The sequence below is a fragment of the Erythrobacter sp. EC-HK427 genome (assembly GCF_902498745.1).
Taxonomy (GTDB): Bacteria; Pseudomonadota; Alphaproteobacteria; order Sphingomonadales; family Sphingomonadaceae; genus Alteraurantiacibacter.
The window spans coordinates 2,662,595-2,688,656 of sequence record NZ_LR701479.1 but is presented as its reverse complement, the minus strand read 5'-3'; the positions used below and the strand labels follow the sequence as shown (position 1 = coordinate 2,688,656).

Here is a 26,062-nt window from a genome sequence, read left to right as displayed (position 1 = left end):
CCGCAAGTCGGGACCCTGCAATCCGTGCTTTCGTGCGGATTTTGGCGGAGCAGTGGTAGCTCTTGTCATTTCGTTGCCAAAATCCCTTTGAAATTATGGTTTCTTGACTCCTAACAACTGCGCCCATAGCCTCTCCCACTGACAAGATCGGCTTTGGAGTCGGGATTGTCGCAAATCATTTGGGGGGAGTGTATGCGGCGTAATTTACGCTTCGCGGCACTATTTGCTTGTGTCGTCTTTCCGGCAAGCCATGCGGCTGCGCAATCGGTGCCTGATCCGGGCCCCGCGCTTCCCGGACGCGAACAAGTTGACCCCCGGCCAGACCAGCTGGATCGCGGCGATATGCGCGTACGAACTGAGGGCGGGCTTGAAGATCTGCCCTGCGCGCTCGACGATTCCACCGTGCCGGTCACGCTCACGGCGGTGGTGTTCGAGGGCAACGAGCGTGGTTCGTCTCCACCCGCCGACATACTGCAATTGTTGGAGCCGCTCAGCACACCGCCGCAGGGCGAGAGGCCCGTTTCGGTTGTTTGCGATATCCGCGATGCGGTGAACCAGCGTCTGGAAGCGGCAGGCTATATCGCGCTCGCGCAAATCCCCGCGCAAGAGATTGCCGACGGCGTGCTGACCTTGCGGATTGTCTCGGCGCGCTTCACCGAAATGCGGGTAGTGGGCGATGTTGGCGGGTTCGAGGACACCATTCGCGAGCGGGCGCTTGCCTTGCAGGCGCTGCCGACGCTGAACCGCCGCGAGATCGAACGGGCGCTGCTTGCTGCAGGCGATATTCCGGGGGTCGATATCACCATGTCGATCAGTCCGGCGCGCGACGGAGTGCCGGGCAATGTCATTGGCATTCTCAACGTGCAGACCCGGCGTTTCCAGGCGATTGCCAATATCCAGAACTATGGTTCGGAACAGCTCGGGCGCTGGGTCGCCACCGTTCGCGGCGAAGCCTACGGGCTGACGGGAATGTCCGACCGCACGGTGCTCACCTATTCCAACTCGCTGGAATTTGACGAAATCCGGGTGTTCCAGGCAAGTCACGATTTCGCGCTTAACGACAACGGGCTGCGCGCAGAGTTGCGTGGTTCGATGGCCTGGTCGGTGCCCGATATCGAGAATCTGACGCTGCGTTCACGCTCGATCATTGCCGGTGTCGAAGTGCAGCAGCAGCTGGTGCGCTCGGTCAATTTCAACGTGCTGGCGTCGGGTGGCTTCGAATTTCTCCAGCAGCGCACACTGATCGAATCCGGCGGACAGGACGTGCCATTCTCCAAGGACGATCTGCGCGTGTTCTATGCGCGGGCGCAGGCGGACTATTACCAGCCGCTGCTGAGCGGCGGCGGCCACCGGATTTCCGGCTATATCGAGCTGCGCAAGGGCTTTGAGTTCCTTGGATCGAGCGTGCGGGGGCAACCCAATGGCCGCTTTTCGCCCAGCCGTTTTGACGGTGATCCCGCCGCTTTTGTCGCGCGGGCAGAAGTGCAAGGCGAAGTGCAGGTGGCCGGGCCGCTGGCGCTTGAGTTCGGTGCCTTCGGGCAATGGACCAACGAACCGCTTCTCAATCTGGAGGAATGGACGCTCGGCAATTTCACCTATGGCCGTGGCTATGATCCGGGGGCCAATTCGGGCGACCGCGTGCTGGCGGGCCGCATCCAGCCTTCGATCGGCATTCCGGTGGGGCAAAATGCGCGGATCGAGCTGCTCGGCTTTTATGACTGGGTACGGATCGACAATCTCGATGCCGGATCGGTTGAGACGGGGCGCGAGTTGACGTCGCTCGGCGGGGGCGTGCGCGTTCTGCTGCCCGGCCGCCTGTCGCTCGAAGCCTATTATGCCGCACCGCAGGATCCAGCGCTCAGCACCGATGATGAGCCGCCACCGGCGCGTTTCCTGCTCACTCTTTCTACCCGTTTCTATCCGTGGGGGATCAACTGATGGCCCAAGACACATCGAGCGCAATGCGGTTTCTGACCCGGCGGCTGCGGCCCGGCTTGTTGATCGGCACAGCTCTGTGCGTTTGGGGCGCGCCAGCACTCGCGCAGCCGGCGGTTGACCAGCTTCCCGACTTCGATGGGGCGGCGAATGGTGCAACGGTGAACACCAACGCCATGACCAACACGATGACGGTGACATTGCAGGATTCGGACGATGTTATCCGCTGGAACAGCTTTAGCATCGGCGAGGACGCGACCGTCAATTTCGTCACCGCAACCGATCTTGTTACGCAGTATACGGCGGTCAACCGTGTTCTATCGAATGGCAATGGTGCCAATCTTTCGGAAATCTACGGCACGCTGACTGCGCAGGACAATATCCATCTGTGGCTGGTCAATCAGGACGGGATCACGTTCGGTTCCAGCGGCGTGTTCAGTGGCGCAAGCCTGCTTTTGAGCACACTCCCGTTCACCGGCAATGATGCCCAGCTGTTGTTGGAACTCGGCACGGCAACGCCGGGCGTAACCTTTGACCGCAATGGCAATTCCTTCCGCCGGATCAATATCCAAGGCGGGGCGAGCCTGAATTCGACCACCGGGAATGTCGTTCTGCTGTCGGAGCGGATTACGCTCAATGGTGCGATCACGGCGGACAATGGCGATGTGGTGTTGGTCGGCGCGAGGGAAGTGACGTTTGGCGATATCAACAGTCCGCTATCCTTCACCATTCTGGAAGGCGTTCGGCTGAACCAGAACAATTCGGGCATCACCATTGCAGGCGATGTGACCGGCAATTCGGTTGTTGCGGCGGCGGGCGGAACCGGAAATCTGACCAGGGCCATTCTCAACATCAACAGCAATGCGACACTGACCGCAACAGCGGTCAATGGTCGCGTCGTGCTCGCAACCGCGACTGCGGCAACGTCTGGCACCGATACTGCGACCATTACCAATGACGCGGGAACCCGAGCAAATATCGTTATTACCGGGCCTGGCAACGGCACCGCCGCCAATGCAGGGGAAACCCGCACCTTGGTGAGCGAGCAGGGTGGAATCTCGATTGTCTCCGATTACAACGTCTTCATCAACGGAGCAGCGCTTGCTGCCGATGGCCTTGTGGCCATTACGGCGACAAGTGATGTGGGCGTACAGAACACAAGTATCGTCACACCTGGCGATGTGGCGCTGCAAGCAGGCGATGATATCGATTTCAACGCCACAACAACTTCTATCGGTAACAATTCGACGCGAGCGGCGACGGTTTCGTTAACGGCACCTGGCGAGATCGCCCTCGGTGATGTCACCGCGACAGGCATCGAAACCTCCGCCACCCCGCTCTTCCTGACGGTCAATGGATTGACGGCAGGAGACCTCGATATCACGAACGGCATCCGCATCTCTTCGACCGGAGATGTCTCGGTTGCTAGCATGACGTCCCAGTTCGGCACTGTGGACGTGAACGCAAATGCGGCCAATATTATCGGCGGCGGCAATATCAGCACCCAGGGGACTGTGGTGCTTACAGCGAATTCTATCGCGGTGGGCTCGGTCGTAGGCGGCTCGTTGATTGATGCTTTGGCAACGAATGCCATTTCCTTCTCAAGTTTGGCATCGGATAGCGACATTGTGGTCGCGTCGACAAATGGCAGCATCACCGGCGGAGACGTCAATCCCGGCAATGCCGCGCCAACAGGGGCGGCCTTTTTCAGCGTCGGCGCGGATGACGATCTAGAGCTGGGCAACGTCAATGCGACGACGCTCGGCAGCTCCGTGGGAGTCCCGCTCACGGCGGACAACATAACGCTGGGCGATGTCAGCACCACCAATGCTCTCGATATCGTTGCCCGGGATGGCGATGTTGACGCCGGCACTTTGCGCACGGATGGCGCGAATATCGAAGTGACCGCCACCGGCACCATCGATCTTGACGGCGCGCTGACGACGCTTGGTATGGGCGAACCGGGAGCTGGCAGCATCGGCCTGTATGCAGGCGGCGATATCGGTGCGGGCAATGCGCCGCAGACGCTGTCGGCAGGCAACGATGTGGCGGTGCGTTCGGTTGGCGGCGATGTGACCGTGGGTGACGTGTTCGCGGGCGATGACATTGTGCTGATGGCTCCGGTGACGGGCAACGGCACGGTTACTTTTGACTCGGTCACTTTCCTCTCCCCCGGCACCGCAGACAGCGACCATGCGACATTCGTGCTGGCGGATGACGATTTTGCCGTCCCGGCGCCGGGCACTGCGTCGTCGGTCGATTTCGTCGCCGAGGGGACATTTCTGGGCGGCGCACTCGTTTCGACCGAGCAGACCATGGGCCAGCGCAGCTGCGTTCCGCTGATCGCATCTTGCATCAATTTGACTGGGCAGCGATTGGCAATCGCGGCGCAACAACAAAATATTGGCGATCTCAACAATGTCGTCGGCGATCAGGTGTTTATCGGCGGCGATATTGTCCTGCCCAACAATTTCGACATCGATGGCAACCTGATTGTGCAGGGCGTCTCGGTCACTCTGGGCCAGAATTCGCAGACGCGCTCGCAGCAGGCGACCGGCTTCGTCGATATCGAAGCTACCGGCGGTGCGATTATCTTCCGCGGCAACCTGACATTGCAGTCGAATAGTGACGGGATGGGCGCGGAAGGGATTACGCTTACCGCCACCGGGGACATCCGGCCCAATGCTAACGGTAATATCACCCTACTTGGCGGCTCCCCGCTTGATCCTTCGGCGATCACCGTGGTGCTGGGGGGCAATTTCGAGGCGGACAGCATTACGGGCCTCAGCCTCGATCTGACCGACGGCATCAATCCCTTCACGCAGGGCAACATCACAATCGGAGAGATTACCACCGCGCTGGCGCTTTCCCTTCGGAGCAATAGCGGCAACATTCAGGTTGATGAAGCCGAAGTCACTGGCGCCAATCTTGGCATCGCGATAGCAACCGGCGGCAGCGGAAATGTCACCTCGGACACGTCGATCCTCACAAACGGCGGAGATATCTCGATCTCTGCGGGTGGAAACGCAGACCTTGCGCAGGTTTCCACAAGTAGCATTGACCCGCTCAATCCGGTGGCTGGTAATGTGAGTATCACGGCCGGGGATGAAGTGATCTTGAACAACGGCTTGTTCGCTGGAGGCGATGTTACCATCACCTCCACCGACCTCTCCGGGCCTTCTCTCGCCGGAGACCGCGAGGACGGCCTGATCGTCCGTGATTTCTCTGCCGGGTCAGCGGATATTGATGCAGCCACTGGCGATATTCGTATTGGAGATCTCGAAACCACTTCGGGCAATCTTACCGTCGATGCGTTGGATGGTTCGGTAACGGGTCTCGCCATCGGCTGGACGGCGCTAAACGGCGGGTCGATCATCGATGCTGTCGGCACGGTGACTTTGGCAGTTACAGGAACGGGAGAGATAGGCCAGCTTGACGCAGCCAGCGTGGTCGGAAGCGGAATTGACAGTCTGACTATTCGCGAACTCAATGTGACAAGTGCGACGCTTTCTGCGGTCAACCGTCTGCATATCGATAGCGGTTCTGCGACAACGGCCGATCTGGACACAACGGGCGGGAGCGCAGCCGCCTTCTCGCAAACCGGCGCGACGCCGGTCGCCAGCCATGGCCATGCGAACCTTTCCGCTGCAACTCAGCTTGGCGTCAATGCCGGGGGCGCTGCCCAGCTTGGAACCATTTCCGCAGCCGGAACTGGAGTCGCGGTATCGGTCACCGCCGAAACCGTGCAGGTCCTCAATGCAAGCACGAGCAATGCATTGGGCAATATCGAAATCAGCGCGACCGGCGGGAACCTCTTGATCGGCACAGCCCAGTCGGCAGGCACCCTGTTGCTCGATAAGGACGGCACCGAAGGCGAGCTTCGGACGAGCGGCGATATCACTTCCACCGGTGATCTCAACCTTGCCAGCGAAAGCAACATGACCGCAAACGGTGCGCTTGTCTCCACCAGTGGCAATATGTCTCTGACCAGCGTGGGCGACACAACGATCTTCTCGGCATTGGCTGCCAGTGGCACCTTTACCGCAAATTCGACAGCCAACGGCGTTACGGGCGCAGAAGGCAGTTTCGACGCTTCGCTGGTGCGGGCGCAGGGTAATGTGACGATCACCGCCGATGGCACCATCACCGCCGATGATGACCCCGCCAGTCTGGCGATCCCCGGCTTTACGCAGTCTATTGAATCCACCGCAGGCGATGTCGCGCTTAACAGCGGTGGTTTGACGGAGCTGTTCAGCGGGTCGGCGGACGGCCAGTTCGGTGTAACTGCCGGAGCAATTGATATCGGCCGGCTGAATGCCGCGACGATCAATCTGGCGGCTGATGCGGGCGGGATCGCGCTCGACGAGGGCGATGCGACGGGCGACATCCTCGTCAATGGCACAGGCGCAGGCGACGTTGTGCTCACCGATCTCGACACGAGCGGCGGCAATATCAACGTAAGCAGCGCAACCTCCGCCACCGTCACCACCGGCAATGCCGATGTCGGCAGTATCGATGTTATGGCAACGGACGGCGATGTGAACGTCAACACGCTGACGACGCCGGGAGCGTTGGGCGACGTGACACTTACCGCCAGCGCGAATGTCAATGCGGGTAGCATAACGGGCGGCGGCGATTTGCTCGCGGATGCTGGCGCGGACGCGACGATTGTGTCGACCCTGATGAGCGGAGGCGTGGACGTTGTCGCGGGTGATGATATCCGCATCGGTTCGGTATCGGGCGCGCAAGTGCAGCTCGACGCAGTGGACGATATCAGCGGACTGTCTGATCCCGGAGCCACCGGATTGGTGCCCGATTTCGGACGCGGCGATGCTAACGCGACGCTAGACATCAGCGCGACCGCCGGTGGCAATGTGCAGCTTGGCACGCTGGACGCCGGAACCTCGGTAACCGTTGCGGGGGCGGGCGTTGATCTGACTACCGCCGATGCCGGAACCTTTGTCGATATCGATGCCAGCGACGGGGTGCTGGAGCTAGGCACAGGGATTGCCGGGACGACTATCGCGCTTACCAAGCTGGGGCCGAATGACAGCCTTATTGCAGGCTCCCTTTCAGCGCCCGCCGGGATCACCGCCAATTCCTCCACCAGTGCAGATGTTACGAGTGCGATCTCGGCGAACGGATCGGTCACAGTCGAAGCGACAGGGGACGCCAATCTGGCGACGGGCACCGCCAATGCTGGCATTGTCTCCGTCACCTCTGCCACCGGAACCGCCAGCGGCGGAGCACTAACTGGCGACGGCGTTTCGGTCAGCGGCTTCGGGGTCGATGTCACAACTGCCAATGCCGGGGCTTTGGGCATTGATGCGACCGCCAATGGTGGGAACCTGTTCGTCGACACGGCGACTTCCGACACCGACATCACGCTCATCAAAACGGGCGATATCGCGGGCGACAATACCGATGGTTTGACGGCCAACAGCCTGACCGCTGACGATGACATCATCGTCTCCAGCGCGACCTTCGTCGATCTCGGCACCAGCAATGCGGGCAATTTGTTGAGCATTGTGTCGCCGGAGACAATCGAAGCCGATGATCTTGAGAGCGATGGCAGTATCGCCATCAATACCGGCGGCGATGCCGTGCTGGGCGATATCCGTTCGGGCCGCAGCATCATCCTGCTGGCCGCGGGCGATATCGGCGCCGATAGCCTGATTGCGGTCGAAGACATCGCCGCACTGGCCGGAGGCACCATTGCCATCGCCGATTTCGATGCGGGGGACAATGTCTGGCTGACAGCGGGAACGACGCTCGATCTGGGCGGCGGCTCGACCAGCGCAGGCGGCGCGGATGATGCGACCTATGTGCTCGATCTGTCGCTGGCTGGCGACACGGCCCAGACCGCACTGGCCATTACCGACGGCCCTGCTGACGCGCCCGATGGTGACATCGTGCTCGCCGCACCGACGGATTTCGCGCTTTCGGGAGCGATCAGCGCGGCGGCAGCCGACGCGACCATCATCTTGCGCAATCTGGCCGGCGGATCGGACACCACCAGCATCGGCGACAGCGGCGGTTTCGCAATCTCCGAAGCCGAACTCGGCCTGCTTGCGGCGGACAATGTGGTGATCGATGCAGGCGACCAGGATATCGCACTCGGCACTTTCACCATCGATAGCGACACCGGCCGGGATACGCTGCGCATTATCACCTCTGGCGAGATAACGCTGGGCGGCGCGATCAGCGGCAGCGGCACGGGAACGCTGCAAATCGGCCAGGGCGAGATCGGGATGGACGGGCTTGTTGATCCGGCCTCGCTCACTGCCCGGATCATCGCCACGACTGAAAATGCCAGTGTCGAATTTTCCAATGGCGTGGTCGATTTGCGCGCTGTGAGGATCGTCTTCGGCAATGCCGCCTTCGTGACGCTGACCAACAGCATTTCGCTCGATGCTGCGGGCGAACTGCTCGCCGATGCCGCGTCGCAGCTCTATATCGGTGACAATAGCCAGCGCACCTTCCTGCAGGCAGACAGGTTGCGGGTCGCCTATTCCGACTTCGCGCTGTTCCAGAACACCGCCTTCTCGCAAGGGGGCGGGGTGATCCTCAATGCCGATGCGGCCAATTCGGTTGACGATCTGGCGCTGGAACTCTTCAGCCAAGGGGATGACGGTCTGGACAGCTTTGCGCTGTTTGGCGAAATCAACGGTTTCATCGGACGCACGGCGGGCGTGCTGCCCAATTCGGTGCTCAATATCGGCACGCTCAACCCGCGCCAATTGCGGGTGACGCAGGCGCGCTCGCGCGTGAACGGCTGCGTCATCGGCTCGCCTGATCGCGGTTGTCTGATCGTCGATTTGCCGCCGCCCGAAATCACCACGATAGACGAACGGCAGACGCAGCGGCTCATTTCCACCGACGATCCCAGCGCCTTCCTCAATCCGCTTGTCGGGCGCGGCAACGAAGGGCTGATCCTCGATATCGCGCAGATTCCAGTAGGCATCGATATGCTCGAACAATGCGATCCCGAAGACGAAGCGTGCCAAGCGCAGGAGGGAGGACAATGATCATGCGTCCCGCCAAATCGACCCTGTTCGCGGCAGTTTCAGCCATGGCCGTGCTGATGACGCAGCCCGCCGCCGCGCGGCCCGACACGCCCGAAGTGTTCGCGCTGGGCGAAAACACCCAGGGCGACGTGTGCACCGCTTCGTTGCGCTGGCCGGATTCTGACGAGCTTGTGCGTTTTGCCGGTGACCAGCCATACGGCATCAATTGTCGCGGCATCGATGCGGCGCAATTGCAGGGCTATATTAGCGGCGCTCAGACCCGCGATACGTCAGGCTGCAGCACCAGTGTCGAAACGCAGATGCTGGCAGGTCTTGGGCAGGTGGACATTCGCAAGTGTTTCGATCCGCAGTTGCAGCGCGTGGCATACGATCTGCGCTTCGAGCGGAATGGCCGGCTGTGGCAGGGTGCAGCGATCGAAGCGGCTTTGCCCAATCTCGAAGCGGCCTTGCGCGTGCTGGTGAACAACGAAACTGCACCCGAAGGTGGCACGACGCCGCAAGGCTCGATTGATCTGTCCAACTTGCGCCAGATTGAATTGGCGGGGCAGGGCGAGGGCAATGAGGCAGGCGGTGTGAACACCGCAGATGCCGTCTTCACCAGCGGAGTACGCGCCTTGCAGACCGGGCGCTTGCTCGATGCCTCGCGCATCCTCAACGATGCCTTGCGCGAATTCGCCGATGCGGATGCAGCCACGCTGATCGATCTGCGGATGGCGGCGGGGCTGGCGGATTCCAATGTCAGCCAGTTTGAGGCTGCCGATCTGCACTTCGCCGCCGCCGAGGCCTTGCTTGATGCTCAGGGCAACGAAGCGAATGCAGAGCAGCAGGAGCAATTGCGCGTCTATCGCGGCCTCCATCTGATCAACCAGCGGCAATGGGACCGCGCGATCCAGGTGCTCAACGTGGCCACAACGACCGATGGGCAATTGCTCGATCCGGTCGTGCTGAGCCGCCTCAACCAGGAAACGCTGACTTTCGGCGCAGCGGCGGAAGATGCCGGAGCGGGTGATTTGCAGTCTTCGCTGGGTGACGAAGCGGGGCTGCAATCGGTCCTGCTGGAAGCGCAGCGTTACTGGACGCTCAGCGTCGCGCAACTTGCCAATGCCGGGCAACCCGGCCGCGACCGCACGGAAGGAGAAGCGGCGGCGGAAGTTTCCATCCGCAATGCCGCGGCGGTGGCTGCTGCGCCGATTGCCCGGATCGAACCGGCGCGGATCGGCTGGTTGCATTCGGCAATCGAGCGGCAGCAGGGCCGTATCCACGTACGGCGCGGCGATATTGCCGCGGCGGTGGCCAGTTTCGACTGTGCGATTGCGGCCTTGCGCGGTGCTGTTCCGGCCAATAGTTCTGCCTGCCTTGTGCGGCCCATCCAGCGCGGTGCCGATCTTGCGGCGACGAGCGCGCTGTTGCTGGAAACCCAGCTGGAACGCGCATCGGTTGCCTCGCGTGACCCCTCTCGGCGTAATGATGCACTGGAAGATTACCGGTCAGCCATTTCGGGGATTGCCAATCTTGATGGCGTGGGCCCGGTTTCGCAAGCGGCGCTGGAGCGGTATTTCGATCTCTTGTCCGAATCTACGCCGACCGAGGCGCGCAGTGCCGAATTCTTCCGCGCGATGCAGGCCATTGGCGAGCCCGCCATCGCCCGCGAATATGCCACGATGCAGCAGGAACTTTCGCAGGACGATACGATCCGGCAATTGCTGCGCGAACGGCGCGACCTGCAACAGGAGCGTAACGGGCTGACTTTCGCCATCGGTGCCTTGGCAGGGGAGCAAGGCGGCGGTGAACGGACAACGCTGGAAAGCGAGCTGCGCGATGTTGTCGCGCGGCTTGATGACGTCAATTCGCGGATCGCGGAAACCGGCGGGATTGCCCAGCTTGATGACGAGCCCATCGATCTGGAAACCTTGCGGAGTGTGCTGGAACCGGGCGAGGTCTATTTCAAGCTCGTCGAACTGAACGATGCGGTGTACGCGATGGTCGTCTCCCGCGAGGAGGCGAGTTTCCACCGTGTCGAGGGAACTCTGGATGAAGTGACGCGCGCTGCCGATGCTGTGCTGTCCTCCGCGCAGAGCCGTTACCGTCCGGAGCGCGACGATGTGGGAACAATCCCTTTCGATATTCGCGGGGCATATGAGGTTTTTGCGAGGATCACCGGGCCGGCAGCGGGACTTGTTGCCAATTCCGACAGCGTAATTTTCGATGCCGCGGGCATTTTCCGCCAATTCCCCATCGCCATGCTGGTGACCGACGAAGCCAGCGTCCTGGAGTATGAACGCTTCCCCGAAGAGCGCGGACGGTATGATCGTGCGCAATTCTTGGTCGAAAGTGCGCAAACAACGGTGGCGCTTTCGCCGCGCGCGTTCTTGAGCAGCCGGATCGAGCGCAGGCCCTCCGAAGCGGAGTTTGATATTTTCGGCTTCGCCAACGCGCCGGTGCCGCAATTGAGCGCGGCGCAAGGGAATGCCGCCATGCCGCTCGAATGCCGGGTGACCTTGCAGGCCTGGGCGAATTACATCTACGCAGCCGATCCGGTGAGCGCGGATGAGCTGCGGCTGATCGCCAATGCGCTTGGGCGGGACAATGTGCCGCAGCTGACTGGCGATGCCTTTACCGAAGAGGCGCTGCTCGGGGACAATCCCGCGGTTGATCTCAGCAACTACAGTATCCTGCATTTTGCTACGCATGGTCTGCCGGGGCAGCTCGTGCGGGCGTCCGAGGATGATGAATGCCTCGCTTACGTGCCACCGGCCTTGATTACCGCGCTGGCGGCTCCGGTGAATGGAGAAGTCGCCGGTGACGGGCTGCTGTCCTTCGACGAAGTGACCCGGCTTGATCTTGATGCTAATCTGGTGGTGCTGTCCGCTTGCGAGACGTCCGCAGCAGCCGCAGCTCTTGCGGCCAGACAAGCAGGGTTCGAAACCAGCGGGGCGGAGCTGGACGGGCTTGTCCGGTCATTCCTGGTGGCCGACGCGCGTGCGGTCATGGCAACTTTCTGGCGCGTGCCCGAAAATGCCAATACTCTGAAGATCATGCAGGATTTCTACGTCGCGGGGCAAAGCGAAACCATTTCGACGTCTCTGCAAACGGCACAACTGGCCGCGCTGCGCAATCTGCTCAGCTCCCACCCGTATCACTGGGCGAATTTCTTTATCGTCGGTGATGGCGCGAACAATATGTATGCCCGTGCCGGGGCGGATGAGGGGTCTTGAGCGGCTAACCGCCCACCAGCACGTTGGGCTGGCCGAGTATCAGGACACCCCCATGCGCGGTCATATCGCCGATGCGCGCTTGCGGCATCCCCATGGTGATGACCGTCGCGCTGCCTTTGGCGATCACATCGGGCGGGCCGACACAAACCGCCATGTCGGAAACACGCGCAGCAGGCAGTCCCCCGATCAGCACAGTCGGAGCGCAGGGCCCGCTAACCGGCCCGCCTACATGGGGCACAACGCCGGTTACCATCGGGCAAGTGTGCATATCGGTCAAACGTGATGCGGGCTGTCCCATGCGGGTGCCTCCTGTGATCCAAGGCTTGCAGCATTACACCATCGGCGCGCAAGAAAACAGTGGTGTAGCGCGGCAAAAAGCGTAAGCTATGACTGCGCGATAGTACCGAGGGGGGTGCGATGCTGATTGACGAAACCATCCGCGATGCCATCCTGACGCCGATTGACGGCGGCCTCGGTGTGAACGGGCGCGAGGATGAAGGCGAGGCGGCGGAGCTGCTGCGCGATATCCGCCTGAAGCGAAAAGACCGCGTGCGGGCAGAACAGGCGCTTGCACTGGATGAAGACGACGCGGCCGTCGAGGATGGCGTCGAGAGCTGGGAAGCCATTGCCGAGGACGCAATCCGCTATCTGACGGAGTTCGGCAAGGATCTGGAGCCGATGGCGATCTTGATCGAGGCTTCGGCGCGGGAAGATGATCCTGCCCAATCGCTTGCCGTCACGATGACTTTGCTCGCCGATTTTGTCGAGGCATTCTGGGAACAAGGCCTTTACCCCGCCGCGGACGAGGATGAAGAGGACGGCGTTGAAGCGCGCTTCATGCCGCTTTCCGGCCTTAGCGGCGGCACCAATGACCGCGAGGGATCGCTGGTTCTTCCGGTGCGGCAGATGGCGCTGGTGAAGGCAGGTAGCGACGTTCTGCGCTATGGCGACAAGGTGATGGTCGATGCGGCCAGCCAAAGCCAGGCCGGCGATGCCGACGCCAAAGCGGCCCGCGCGGAGGCACGCCAGTCAGCCTATGACAGTTTTGACCGGATTGTCACCATCGCCGGGCGGGCAAGGATGGCACCGGTGCTGGCTGCTGTCACCACCGCCGAGACGCAATGGCGCCGGGTGATGGAATATCTCATCAAACAGGCATCCCCCTATATGCCCGCAGGCTCGCGCCTGACGAGCGAGCTGGAGGGAATGCGTGAATGGTTGAAGGCACTTGTCGCGCGCTTGCCGGAAGAGGTTTCGGAAGAGAGCGAGGGAGCTGCCGAAACCGCCGATGCAGGTGCGTCGGCCAATGGTGGCGGCAGCGCAGGCACATTCAAGGCGGGCAAGATTGACTCGCGGGAAGATGCCTTGCGCGCGGTGAACGCAGCAGCGGATTACTTCGCGCGGCGCGAACCGCATTCGCCCGTCGGCAAGGCCCTGCGCGAGATCGATCGCCGGGCGCGGATGGATTTGCAGGAACTGATCGCCGAGCTGATTCCGACAGCCGATGCGCGCACCGAATTCTACTGGCGGTCGGGCATTCGCCCGCCGACAGAGGACACGGCGAGTGTCGCCAAGAGCGGAGACGACGACTGGTAATGTAAACGCGAGGCATCAGGTATCAGGGTCGCTCCGGTGCCGGGATTCACAACTCAAGACGAGAGGTCTGGAAGGGAGATCGACATGAGCGATTCTGTACACCAAAAACTCAAACGCGTTCGTAAGCCGCGCGTCCACATCACCTATGATGTGGAAACCAATGGCGCGACCGAGACCAAGGAAATTCCTTATGTCGTCGGTGTGCTCGGCGATTTTTCGGGCGATTCCGATGTTGCCAAGAAGAGCCTGAAAGACCGGCGCTTTATCGACCTCAAGAAGGACAAGTTCGACCAGGTGATGGCACGGCTGGAGCCGGGCGTGAAAATGAAGGTCGATGATGTGCTTTCCGGTGAGGAAGGCAAGCAAATGGCGGTCGACCTGAAGTTCCGTTCCATGGAAGATTTCGAGCCCGACAGGATCGTCGAGCAGGTGGAGCCACTGCGCAATTTGATGGAGCGGCGCAACCAGCTGCGCGACCTGATGGCGAAGGCCGATGGTTCGGAAGAGCTGGAAAGCCTGCTCGAACAAATCCTCAACGACGAATCCAAGATGGGCGAATTGAAATCCCAGCTTGGCGGCGAAGACAAAGTATAAGCGGAGCGTTTAAGAATGGCGAAAGAAGCAGCAGAAGGCGCAGCCGCAGCCGGGGCCACGGAAGAGACCGTAAGCCTTCTCGACCAGGCAATCAGCGTCACCAAACAGACCGAGCCCGACCGGGTGAAAGAATTGCTCTCCACGCTGGCAAGCGAAGCGACAGCGGAAACGGTGAAGTTCGACAAGAACATGACCGTTACTCTGCGCGCTGCGATTGCCAAGCTGGACGAGCAGATTTCGCGCCAGCTGGCAGAAATCATGCATCACGAGAAATTCAAGCAGATGGAAGGCTCGTGGCGCGGGCTGCACTATCTGGTGAAGAATTCCGAGATTGGTGAGAACCTCAAAATCCGGATGCTCAACGTCACCAAGAAGGAACTGGCCAAAGACCTCGCCTCGGCGGTGGACTTTGATCAGAGCCAGCTGTTCAAAAAGGTATACGAGGAAGAATTCGGCCATGCTGGCGGGCAGCCTTACGGCACGCTGGTGGGCGATTACTACTTCGGCAAGCATCCTGAAGATATCGAGCTTCTGCGCAATATCTCCAGCGTGGCAGCAGCAGGCTTCACACCCTTCGTCTCGGCAGCGAATTCGGATATGTTCGGGATGGACGATTATACCGATCTGTCCACGCCGATGGATCTCAAGCAGAAGTTCGATACGGCCGAGTATACCGGGTGGAAGAGCTTCCGGAAATCCGAGGATTCGCGCTTTGTCACGCTGACCATGCCGCGCGTGCTCGCGCGTCTGCCCTATGGCAAGGCGACCAAGGCCATCGAGGCCTTCGATTACGAAGAGGCGCCGTTTGATGAAGCCGGTAATCCCAAGCGAATGGATCATGACGACTATTGCTGGATGAATGCCTCTTACGCGCTGGCTGGCCGGATGACCGCTGCGTTCTCTGAGAATGGCTGGTGCACCGCCATTCGCGGGGCTGAAGGCGGGGGCAAGGTCGAAAATCTGCCGACGCATACCTTCATGACCGATGATGGCGATGTCGACGCGCAATGCCCGACCGAAATCGGCATTACCGACCGGCGCGAGAAAGAGTTGTCGGACATGGGGTTCCTGCCGCTGTGCCACTACAAGGGTACCGATTATTCGGTGTTCTTCGGGGCGCAGACCACGCAGGATCCAAAGAAGTACGACGATCCCGATGCAACGGCCAATGCCGCCATCTCGGCGCGCCTGCCCTACATTATGGCGACCAGCCGCTTTGCCCACTACCTGAAAGTGATGGCGCGTGACCGGATCGGCAGCTTCATGGAGGCCGAGGATTGCGAGGCATGGCTCAACCGCTGGATTAACACCTATGTCGATGCGACCGAGGGGGCAGGGCAATCGGCTCGCGCCAAATATCCGCTGCGCGAGGCCAAGGTTTCGGTGAAGGAAGTCCCGGGTTCGCCCGGCTCCTACAGCGCGGTGGCCTATCTGCGTCCGTGGCTGCAATTCGAGGAGCTGACGACCTCGATGCGGCTTGTGGCGAAAATCCCCGGCGGCAGCTGATCGCTGGACTGACCTATGCCTGAAGAGGGCGATATCCTGGCCGAAGCCATTCGCCATGCTGCTGCGGCAGCTGCGGGTGAGGACGGTCAGGATACACCCTCGCGGGACGCGGCCGATGTCGATCCGCGCATTGCTATCAATGCCGTGAGGGCCGCTGCGCGCGAGGAGTTGCTGGCGCTCGCCAACCGGGTGATTGTAGAACTCGACAAGCGGCTTTCCGCGATGCTCGATGCCATTCTGCACCATCCCGATTTCCAGCGCCTCGAAGCGCTCTGGCGGGGCACGCGCTGGCTGCTGGATTCTTGCGATGATCCGCAGGTGATCGTGCGGATACTCGACATTCGCTGGATCGAGATTGCACGCGACATGGAACGCGCCATGGATTTCGACCAGAGCCGCCTGTTCGATCTGGTCTATAACGAGGAGTATGGCCATCCCGGCGGGCGGCCCTTCGGGATGTTGGTGGTCGATCACGCGCTCTCGCACCGCCCCGGCAGGCAGGGGCCGACCGATGATGTGACCGTTCTCGACGGTCTTGCAGACGTCGCGGCAGCGGCATTTTGTCCGATCGTCTGCGGTGTCCACCCCAGCGTGATGGAGCTTGACCGGTTCGACGATCTCGATCTGCGGCAGGATCTGGCCGCCAGTCTCGCCCACCCTTCCTTCCGCACCTGGAACCGCACGCGCAAGCGGCCCGACAGCCGCTTTCTCGCTGCGGTTATGCCGCGCATTCTGGTGCGCGAGCCATGGCGCGGACGCGACTTTCCGCGGATCGGTTTCAACTGGGACGAGCGTATCGCCAATCCAGACGATTTGTGCTGGGCGAATGGTTCGTTCGCGCTCGGCTATGTCACTATGCGGGCTATGGCCAATTTCCGCTGGCCCGCCGCCATTCGCGGGATCGTACCGCCCGGCGAAGGCGGGACGGTGGATGGCCCGGTGCGGCATTTCCTTCCGGCGGACAGGCGCGGCGTTGTCGCGCGCTTTGCGGTCGAGAACGCTGTGTCCGAAACGCAGGAAATGGCGCTGAACGATGTCGGCATTATCGCGCTGCGGCAAATGCAGCATACCGGCATCGCTGCTTTCATGAACCTGCCGAGTATGCACGCGCCGCCCGATACGGGCAGCGATCTGGCGCGGATGAACGCGAAGATGGGTTCAATGATAAACTATATTCTCTGCGTTTCCCGCTTCGCACATTACGTGAAGGTAATGGCGCGTGACTGGGTGGGCAGTTACAAGGATGCGCAGCAATGCGAGACGCTGCTCCAGCGGTGGCTGCACAAATACACGACCGACGATGATGACCCTTCGCCCCAGCAACGGGTGAAATACCCGCTGCGGCAGGCGCGCGTCAGTGTCAGTGACCACCCGACCAAGCCCGGAAGCTACGAATGCGATATCGCATTGCGACCGCACTACCAGCTTGACCAATTGGCAAGCGAGTTCCGGCTGACGACGGTTGTCGGCGGGAAGGTGGCCTGATGATCACACAAAGCCTGCTTGACCGCCTGATCGATCTGGAACCGGAGCAGCTAGTCGAAGCGGCGCAGGACGACGATGACGCGCTGTCGGAGTACAAGATCCACCTGCTGCGCGATCTGGAACATCTGCTCAATACCACGCAGCCGATCTTTGTTTCGCACGGCCCGCATGAGGCGATGGGGGACAACATCGTCGGCTATGGCCTCGCGGATATGGCGACCGAGGACTTCAGCTCGGATTCAGTACGTGACCGGCTGCGGCGGATTGTTCGCGATACCATCATCCGGCACGAGCCGCGGCTGCACGATGTGTCTGTGCAGGCCGACGAATCGCCCACTTCGAAAGGCATAACCTTTCGCATCATGGCGGTTCTCACCATCAGCCGGGACGAGGAAGTTGTCGTCTATGACGCCAATGTCCGGCCGAGCGACAAGACGATAGAACTGGATTTGGGCAGCTGAGCACATGATCGACGATCTGATCGAATATTATCAGCGCGAGCTGGCTTATCTGTCCAACAATGCGGGCGCATTTGCCGACGCGCATCCGAAAATTGCCTCGCGCCTGCGGCTCACCAAGGAAGCGGTGGAAGACCCCCACGTCGGTCGTTTGATCGAAAGCGTCGCCTTCCTCAATGCGCGGCTGCGGCATAAGATTGATGACGAGTATCCCGAGCTGTCCGACGCGATACTGCACACGCTCTATCCGCATCTGATCCAGCCCTTGCCGTCGGTGATGGTGGTGCAATTGCAGCCTGCCGAGGATTTGGCCGCCCCCATCAATGTGCCCGCTGGCACGGAAATCCTGACCGAAGAGATCGACGGCGAAAGATGCCGCTATCGCCTGTGCCGCGACGTGCGGATGATGCCGTTGACGATCGCCAACGCGAGCATGACCGGGCCGCCTTTCGAAGTGCCGCCGGGTTGCCCCGCCAACGCCAAAGGGATGCTTCATCTCCGGCTGAAGACCAGCAAGCCCGAGATTGGCATCGACGCGCTCGATATCTCGACCTTGCGACTTTACATCAAGGGCAACGCCCGCCGCGCGCATATCCTGCTCGAACAATTCGGTACCAGCCTTGTCGGCATCACCGCTGCGTCGGGTCTTGCGGATAGGGGCGCGGTGCATCTTGATCCCAAATCACTGAAAATGTGCGGGCTGGACGAAAGCGGTCTGCTGCTGCCGCAACCCACGCATTCGCGGCGCTCTTATGGCTTGCTGCAGGAACATTTCGCCTATCCGCAGAAGGAAATGTTCTTCGAAATCGCCGATCTGGAGGCGCGCACGCTGACTTTGGATGGCGACACGCTGGAGCTGTATCTGTTCTTCGACCGGCTGTCTTCGGAGCTGGAGCGCGTGGTGCGCGCGGATGACTTCGATCTCTACGCCGCGCCCGCGATCAACCTGTGGGAGATGCAGGCGGAGCCGATCCTGCTCGATCATTCGGCCATCGAATACCGCATTATCCCGAGCACGCGGCGCGAAGATGCGATGGAAGTCTATTGCGTTGAGCATGTTGAGTTGCAGCGCGCCGATGGCGAGAAGATTCCCGTTCCCTCGCTCTATTCGATAGATCGCGGCAGTCCGCGCGAGGGTCGTTTTTTCCACACGATCTCGCGCCGGTCGAGCTTTTCGAAAGGAGGCGGGGATGATGTCAACCTGACCATCGCCGATCTCGACGGCGAGCTGCTGGGTGATGATACCACCATCGTCAATACCACGATCCTAGCGACAAACCGGGAATTGCCCGCGCGGCTCCCATTTGGCGGCGGGCGACCGCAATTGTCGATCAACGGCTCGGTGCAGGGGCTGGAGAAAGTATCCGCGCTCAGCAAACCCACGCCGACGCGTCGCGCGCATCGCAGAGGGGCTGCGCATTGGCGGCTGATCGGTCAATTGTCGGTCAATTATCTCAGCCTTGTCGGCGGTGACGAAGGCACCAGTGCGCTGCGTGAAGTGCTGGCGTTGTATGATCTGGGTGACACGACCGAGACCGCCTATCTGCGCGACCGCCTGAAATCGGTGCGCACGCAGCCGGGGGTCGCACGAATGCGGCTGAAGGGGCACAGCGTTATCTGCGCCGGGCTCGACGTGACGCTCGAGCTGGACGATGAACGGATGTCGGGCAGCGGCAGCTACATGCTGTGCGCTGTGATCGAGCGGTTCCTGGCAGGTGCTTGCTCGCTCAACAGTTTCGTCCGGCTGACCGCGCAATTGCAGCGCGAAAGCGGCGTGTGGAAGACCTGGCCCGCGCGCCTGGGCGACAGGCCGCTGGTGTAGCTGGCGCATGGCACTGCCCGATCTTTCCTATCTGAAACGCGCGACCTTTGCGCAGGCAGCACGGGTGCTGGGCCTGCTGAGCCGGCGCAAGGGGCGGGATCGCACAACCGGGCATGACGCAATCCCAGAAGACGAAGTGGTGCGCTTTGTCGCCTCGCAGCGCATGGGCCTGCCGCATTCGGATTTGCAGGACATCACGCAGGATGGCGAGCGTGCGAGGGTTATCGCCAATATCCTTGGCAGCGCGGGGCGCACCCCGGCCTTGCCCGCCCCCTACAGCGAATTGCAGCTCGAACGCCGCCGTTCACGGGACAATTCCTTCGCCGATTTCCTCAACCTGTTCGATCACCGTGCGCTCAGCTTCTTTTACCGGATCGAGGAGAAGTATCGTTGGCCGCTGATGGTGGAGCGCACGGGCACGGGCGAAGATGATCCCATCGGCCAGCTTATGCTCGCGCTGTCGGGCATGGATACGCGCGGCGAAACGGGACGCCTGGACCTGCCCGAACGCCAGTTGATTCCGCTGACCGTCCATCTGGCCGATACGCGGCGCAGCAGGCATAGCGTGGAAACGGTGCTTCAGGTGGCGACGGGGCTTGATCTGCGGGTGATCGAGGCCGAACCGACATGGATGGCGGTACCGCCGCAAGAGCAATCGCGGCTCGGCTTCGGGACGCTGGGCGCTTTTAACCAGCTGGGTGTGCCCGAGGATTTGCCCGAAGGGGAATCCGGTCAGGCGGCGATGATTGGCGAGGCAGTGCTCGATGTGCAGCATCACTTCCTGATCGAGATGGGCCCGATGCCCTATGCCACCTTGCGCGCCTTTTGCGCCGAAACCCGGTTCCGGAGGCTGGTGAGCCAATTGGCAACGCTGTCTGCAGGGCTCGACCAACGGCCTTCACTGCGGCTGTTGATTGCCGCGCGCGAGGTGCCTGCCCTGCGGTTGGGCGATGAAGAGACTCCGGCAATGCTGGGATGGACGACATGGCTGGGCGAATTCGAAAGCGCGGACGAAGTGCTCTCCGATTGCGTTATTCCGATCGATCATACCGCGATCCATCAGGAAAAAGCGGTTGTCGAAGCGATGGCAGAGGTATAGCGTTCTTCCGTGTCTGCCGGGCAAGCGCTTAGAGCAGACGGATAATGGGTCGCTATCGTTGATCGCATCGGGCGCTTGTCCGATGCTTGATCCTTGGGGGGATAGATGGCGCAAGAAACGCTCACGGCGTTGATCGGTAAACTCGACAAGACGTGCAAGCAGACACTGGAGTCTGCCTTGGGGCTCGCGCTGAGCCAGACGCATTACGATGTCGAGATCGAACACTGGCTGCAAAAGCTGCTCGACCGGCAGCGCAGTGATCTTGCGGAAATCCTCGACTATTTCGAAATCGATAAAGGCAAGTTCAGCCGCGATCTTTCGCTCAGTATCGAAAAGTTCAAACGCGGGAATGGCCGCAATCCGGGCATCGCTCCCTATGTGGTAAAGATGGCGCGCGAGGCTTGGCTGTATGGCTCGCTGCATATGGGCGCGGCAGAGGTGCGCTCGGGCCATTTGGTGTTGGCGCTGCTGACGAATGAAGATTTGTCGCCGCTCACCCGCCAGATGAGCAGCGAATTCGGCAAGATCAGTCCGGAAGCACTGCGCAAGAGCTTTGCCGATATTACCGCGGAATCCGAAGAAGCAGGCGCGGCGGTGGCCAGCGCGGCAGCACCCGGCGGAGCTGGGGGCGGTGAAGGCGCTCCGGCGGGGCAAGCGGGGCAGGGTGCGCTTGGCCAGTATTGCATCGACCTGACGCAGCAGGCCAAGGACGGCAAGATCGACCCGATCTATGGCCGCGATCCCGAAATCCGCCAGATCGTCGATATCCTGACGCGGCGGCGGCAAAACAACCCGATCCTCACCGGAGAGGCGGGCGTCGGCAAGACGGCTGTCGTAGAAGGCTTCGCGCTGCGGATCGTGCAAGGCGATGTGCCCGAAGCGTTGCGCAATGTGCGGTTGCTCTCTCTCGATCTGGGATTGCTGCAGGCAGGGGCAGGCATCAAGGGCGAGTTCGAGAACCGGCTGAAAACCGTGATCGAGGAGGTGAAGACTTCACCCACGCCGATCATCATGTTCATCGACGAAGCGCATACCCTGATCGGCGCAGGCGGGGCTGAAGGGCAGAACGATGCTGCCAACCTGCTCAAGCCCGCGCTTGCACGCGGCGAAATGCGCACCATCGCGGCAACGACCTGGGCGGAATATAAGAAGTATTTCGAGAAGGACCCCGCGCTCACCCGTCGCTTCCAGGTCGTCAAGATCGAGGAGCCGGACGAAGTGCTGGCCGTCGCGATGCTGCGCGGATTGGTGCCGGTGCTGGAAAAGCATCACGGCGTGATGATCTTGGGAGAGGCGCTGGAAGCCGCCTCTTCGCTTTCGCACCGCTACATCGCCGGGCGGCAATTGCCTGACAAGGCGATATCCTTGCTCGACACGGCCTGCGCGCGCGTAGGGATAAGTCAGGTGGCGACACCGGCGGTGGTCGAGGATCTGGATCGCCAGATCAGCCTGCTTGACGCCGATATCCGCATGATGGAGCGCGAAGCGGCATCGGGTGCCGACATGGCCACCCGGATCGAAGAAGCGCAAGCCAAGCGCGAGGCCTTGCAAGGCGAGAAGGCGGGATTGGAAGAACGCTGGCAGCAAGAGAAGGCGGCCGTCGAAAAGGTCGCCGGATTGCGCAAAATCCTGATCGAGGCGGATGCCGATTCCGCGGAGGCGAAGCAGGCCCGCGAAGAATTGAAGGCCGCGCAGGCGGACGTGCGCGCGCTGCAAGGCGAAAGCCCGATGATCTACGAAGTCGTCGATCACGATGTGGTTGCCGAAGTGCTGGCCGGGTGGACGGGAATTCCGGTGGGCCGCATGGTCACTGACGAGATCAACGCCGTGCTCCAGGTAAAGGATTCGCTGGGCGAACGGATCAAGGGGCAGGATTATGCGCTCGAAGTGATCGGTGAGACGGTGCGCACCGCACGGGCAGGCCTCGCCGATCCGCGCAAGCCCTTGGGCGTCTTCCTGTTCTGCGGTACCAGCGGTGTAGGCAAGACCGAGACCGCACTGGCTTTGGCCGAATTGCTTTATGGCGGCGAACACAACGTCACCACCATCAATATGAGCGAGTTCAAGGAAGAGCACAAAGTCTCGACCCTGGTCGGCGCTGCGCCCGGCTATGTCGGCTATGGCGAGGGCGGAGTGCTCACCGAAGCGGTGCGGCGCAAACCCTATTCGGTGATCCTGCTCGATGAGATGGAAAAGGCCCATCCCGGCGTACAGGATGTGTTTTACCAGGTGTTTGACAAAGGCCAGCTGAAAGACGGGCAGGGCCGCGACATCGATTTCAAGAACACGCTCATCATCATGACGAGCAATGCGGGCACCGACACGATCGAAAAACTGTGCCGCAACACCACGATCATGCCCGATCCGGAAGAGCTGGCAACCGAGCTGCGCCCATCCCTGCTCGAATATTTCAAGCCCGCATTCCTTGGCCGCGTTGTCACCGTGCCGTTCTTCCCGCTCCCACCGGAAATTCTGCGGATGATCGTGACGATCAGCCTCAATCGCATCCGCCAGCGGGTGGAAAGCCATTACGATGCCAGCTTCGATTGGGATGACGATCTGCTCGACGCCATCGTTGCCCGCTGCACCGAACATGAAAGCGGAGCGCGCAATATCGAGAACATTCTCAAGCGCGGCCTGCTGGCCGATCTCTCGCAATTGTTGCTGGTGCGCAGCGCAGAGGGTGAAGACATCAATGAAATCAAGGTCTGCAAGGGAACCGAAAAGGACTACGCCTTCGAGATCAAATGATGTAAATTACAATAAGCGAATGTGTGCAAAATATCCGCGCAAAAAAAATCGCAAGGGGTCCGTATCACAGTGAGTATACAGCGAGGAAGGAGAGTAAGGTGGCTATCTATCTGAAAAACGACAAGTTGAAGGGCAGCGCGACCGATGCCAATTTTAAAGAGCAAACGGAGCTGAGTTCTTTCCAATGGGGCGCCGGCCTCGGCGTCAGCAGCGCGCGCGGCGGTGACCGTACGGTGAGCGAGCCTTCGGTCTCGGAAATCACTGCGACCAAGGTGACCGACAAATCGTCCGAGCGCTTCTTCAAGGCGCTGCTGAAGGGCGATCCGGTCGGCAAGACGGAGATTGCCTTCACCGCGGCGGTGAAGGGGGAGTCGGTGGCTTATCTGACGCTGATCCTCGAAGACGTGATCGTTTCCGGTTTCTCGGTTTCGCACGGTGGCGGCAGCGAAATGCCGAGCGAGTCGGTTTCGCTCAATTTCACCAAGTTCGACTGGAGCTTCACCGGCCGCGACAAGGAGCACGCGGGCAGCCCGACGCACCTCATCTACAGCCTCGAGGAAAACAAGGTCGAGTGAGGATGACTGGCATTCTGCGGGCGCGGCATCTGCCTTTGGCAGGTGCAGCGTCCGCTGTGCCATTTGCGCCTGAACTGGCGCGCCGCGGGGTATTGGCAAAGGTTTCATGACGCATCTTCTGAACATCCGTGCGCTGGGCGACGAGAATGTCGAGGATTATGCGCTGTATCGCTTCAGCGGGCGTGAGGCGATCTCGGAGAGCTTTCTCTACGAAGTTGAACTGTTTACCGATACCGATCCCGATTGCAGCAAGCTGATCGGGAAATTGTGCGAATTCGACGTTACGCAGGGCAGCGCGGAACCGCGCATTTTCGCCGGGCGGATTTATGCCGCACGCAAGACCCGCCAAGGCGGATCGCACTTCGTTACCGTGCAGGTCCGTCCAGCCTATCACGCTTTGTCCTACGCCAGAGACACGCATTTCGTGCAGGACAAGAGCAGCATCGATATTTTCGAGGCGATGACCAAGGATTTGACGGGTTTCGTCAAATCGGTACAGGCCTCTCCCAGTCCGCAGCCGCGCGCCTATTCGGTGCGGCTCGACGAATATGAGAACCGTTTTCTCGACCGGCTCTTGAGCCATGACGGGCTGATGTATTTCTTTGTCTACGAGCGCGGGGCGGGGGCCTTCCGCCACAAGATGATCGTCAGCAACCAGCCATCGGCCTATATCGATGTGCCGGGCGGCGCGGTTGAATTTCGCCCGCAATCGGACAAGGCGGCGATCAACCATCTGGAGCGCAATTACGCCGCCAAGCCGCAATCGCAGGATGTCGCGACGTTCAGCTCGATCAATTCCGAAACGGTGAAACCCGGTAGCGAGGCGATGCCCGATTTCGCCAAGGTCTATGCCCACGAGACCAAGGCCTTCATCGACGAGGAAGGCGATAATTCCGCGCAGAAGAAGGCGTTCAAGGAACGCCACGCGCAGGAAGCCGACTATATCGAGGGGCGCTCGGATGAACCGCATCTGTTTGCCGGCGGTCGCGTCGAAATCAAGGAAGCCAATGGTCTGGTGCCGAACAAGGTTGTGCTCACCGCAGTGATGCACAGCGCGGAAGACCCGTGGATGTTCGATGCGGATCGGCCGGGCCAATATTCGAACAGTTTTACGGCGATTGATGCCAACCTCACTTTCCGTCCCGCGGTAGACGAACCGCAGCGTGTTGCGCCCGGGCCGTTCCTCGGCGTGATCGGAGACGAACAGGGCGTGACCGGCGAGTCCCATGTCGATGACAAGCACCGGGTGCCGGTGCTGATCGACGGTGCGCGCGATTATTCGGGGCAGGGGCTGAACAAGGCCGTCTGGCTACCTGTTCGCCAGCAATGGGGCGCTGGCGGCACGCATGGGTCGCAATTCCTGCCACGCGGCGGAACGCGGGTGGTGGTCAATTTCCTGCACGGCGACCCCGATCTGCCATATATCGATGGCGTGCTCTATTCGCCGGGCAACAAGTATCCCCATCCCCATGCCGAAAGCGGGCTCAAATCAGGCTGGCGCTCGGTCACCAACAAGGATGGCGGGGTGACGCAGGAATTCTTCTTTGAAGACAAGGAAGGCGAGGAGCGCATCTGGCTCTATACTGATCGCAATTACGAGCGCGAAGTGCAGAAGGATGAGTTGGGGCACATTTTCAACGATCAGGCGATCGAGATCGAGAATGACCAGCGGCTGACGGTGCACAACAACCGTGAAGTGCAGATCGATGTGAACCAGGTGACCAATGTCGATGGCGAGCGGCAGACGACGGTTACCGGCAAGAGTTCGCATGAATCGGTTCAGGAAATTCTGCTGACGGTCGGGCCGTCATCGATCAAGCTGACCCCTTCGGGTATCGAGATCACCGCGCCCACGATCAAGATTGATGCTTCGGCGACGCTCGACATGAGCGCGGGTGCGTCTGCCACACTCGGTGCACCGATGACCGAAGTGAGCGGCGACGGGATGCTGACGCTCAAGGGCGGTATGGTGATGATCAACTGATGCGCAGGGTGCTT

The 26,062-nt window shown here is 60.9% G+C and carries 14 protein-coding genes; 13 read left to right on the top strand and 1 reads right to left on the bottom strand.

Features of this window, described 5'->3' with window-relative positions; all coding sequences use genetic code 11:
* The first annotated feature begins 342 nt into the window (after positions 1 to 342).
* From GC121_RS13100 to GC121_RS13090, 3 genes are read left to right on the top strand one after another with little or no spacing between them, the layout of a single operon-like run.
* Complete coding sequence (locus GC121_RS13100; RefSeq protein WP_199857866.1) at positions 343 to 1,938, top strand: ShlB/FhaC/HecB family hemolysin secretion/activation protein; 1,596 nt, start codon at positions 343 to 345, stop codon at positions 1,936 to 1,938.
* The gene (locus GC121_RS13095; protein ID WP_151975047.1) at positions 1,938 to 8,963 is read left to right on the top strand and encodes a filamentous hemagglutinin N-terminal domain-containing protein; all 7,026 of its coding nucleotides are present in this window, start codon (positions 1,938 to 1,940) and stop codon (positions 8,961 to 8,963) included. The genes GC121_RS13100 and GC121_RS13095 overlap by 1 nt, the downstream gene beginning before the upstream one ends.
* Positions 8,960 to 12,178, top strand: coding sequence for a CHAT domain-containing protein (locus tag GC121_RS13090; protein ID WP_199857865.1), 3,219 nt, complete (start codon positions 8,960 to 8,962; stop codon positions 12,176 to 12,178). Before GC121_RS13095 ends, GC121_RS13090 begins: the two co-directional genes overlap by 4 nt.
* 4 nt (positions 12,179 to 12,182) lie before the next feature.
* On the opposite strand, the gene GC121_RS13085 is transcribed toward GC121_RS13090, so the two are convergent.
* Positions 12,183 to 12,476, bottom strand: a complete 294-nt coding sequence (locus GC121_RS13085; protein WP_151975043.1) for a PAAR domain-containing protein — start codon at positions 12,474 to 12,476, stop codon at positions 12,183 to 12,185.
* 119 nt (positions 12,477 to 12,595) lie between these two features.
* Between GC121_RS13085 and GC121_RS13080 the strand changes: the two genes are divergently transcribed.
* The 10 genes from GC121_RS13080 to GC121_RS13035 all read left to right on the top strand — a co-directional run bounded on the left by GC121_RS13080 (position 12,596) and on the right by GC121_RS13035 (position 26,048).
* Positions 12,596 to 13,774 (top strand): ImpA family type VI secretion system protein, encoded by a 1,179-nt coding sequence (locus GC121_RS13080; RefSeq protein ID WP_151975041.1) that lies wholly within the window; start codon positions 12,596 to 12,598, stop codon positions 13,772 to 13,774.
* Between the two features lie 84 nt (positions 13,775 to 13,858).
* Positions 13,859 to 14,368, top strand: a complete 510-nt coding sequence (gene tssB, locus GC121_RS13075; protein WP_151975039.1) for a type VI secretion system contractile sheath small subunit — start codon at positions 13,859 to 13,861, stop codon at positions 14,366 to 14,368.
* Between the two features lie 15 nt (positions 14,369 to 14,383).
* Positions 14,384 to 15,874, top strand: a complete 1,491-nt coding sequence (gene tssC / locus GC121_RS13070) for a type VI secretion system contractile sheath large subunit (RefSeq protein ID WP_151975037.1) — start codon at positions 14,384 to 14,386, stop codon at positions 15,872 to 15,874.
* 15 nt (positions 15,875 to 15,889) lie between these two features.
* Positions 15,890 to 17,359, top strand: a complete 1,470-nt coding sequence (gene tssC, locus GC121_RS13065; protein WP_151975035.1) for a type VI secretion system contractile sheath large subunit — start codon at positions 15,890 to 15,892, stop codon at positions 17,357 to 17,359.
* On the top strand, positions 17,359 to 17,820 hold the full coding sequence (gene tssE, locus GC121_RS13060) for a type VI secretion system baseplate subunit TssE (protein WP_151975032.1): 462 nt from the start codon (positions 17,359 to 17,361) through the stop codon (positions 17,818 to 17,820). Before tssC (GC121_RS13065) ends, tssE begins: the two co-directional genes overlap by 1 nt.
* A 4-nt stretch (positions 17,821 to 17,824) precedes the next feature.
* Positions 17,825 to 19,639, top strand: a complete 1,815-nt coding sequence (tssF, locus tag GC121_RS13055; RefSeq protein WP_151975030.1) for a type VI secretion system baseplate subunit TssF — start codon at positions 17,825 to 17,827, stop codon at positions 19,637 to 19,639.
* A gap of 7 nt (positions 19,640 to 19,646) precedes the next feature.
* Entirely contained in the window at positions 19,647 to 20,738 is a 1,092-nt protein-coding gene (gene tssG / locus GC121_RS13050) for a type VI secretion system baseplate subunit TssG (RefSeq protein WP_151975028.1), read from the top strand.
* A 105-nt stretch (positions 20,739 to 20,843) separates the two neighbouring features.
* Positions 20,844 to 23,489, top strand: a complete 2,646-nt coding sequence (tssH, locus tag GC121_RS13045; protein WP_151975026.1) for a type VI secretion system ATPase TssH — start codon at positions 20,844 to 20,846, stop codon at positions 23,487 to 23,489.
* A 98-nt stretch (positions 23,490 to 23,587) separates the two neighbouring features.
* A complete protein-coding gene (locus tag GC121_RS13040; protein WP_199857864.1) occupies positions 23,588 to 24,064 on the top strand; it encodes a type VI secretion system tube protein Hcp in 477 nt (158 codons plus the stop codon).
* A gap of 106 nt (positions 24,065 to 24,170) precedes the next feature.
* Positions 24,171 to 26,048, top strand: a complete 1,878-nt coding sequence (locus tag GC121_RS13035; RefSeq protein ID WP_151975022.1) for a type VI secretion system Vgr family protein — start codon at positions 24,171 to 24,173, stop codon at positions 26,046 to 26,048.
* Positions 26,049 to 26,062: the final 14 nt, after the last annotated feature.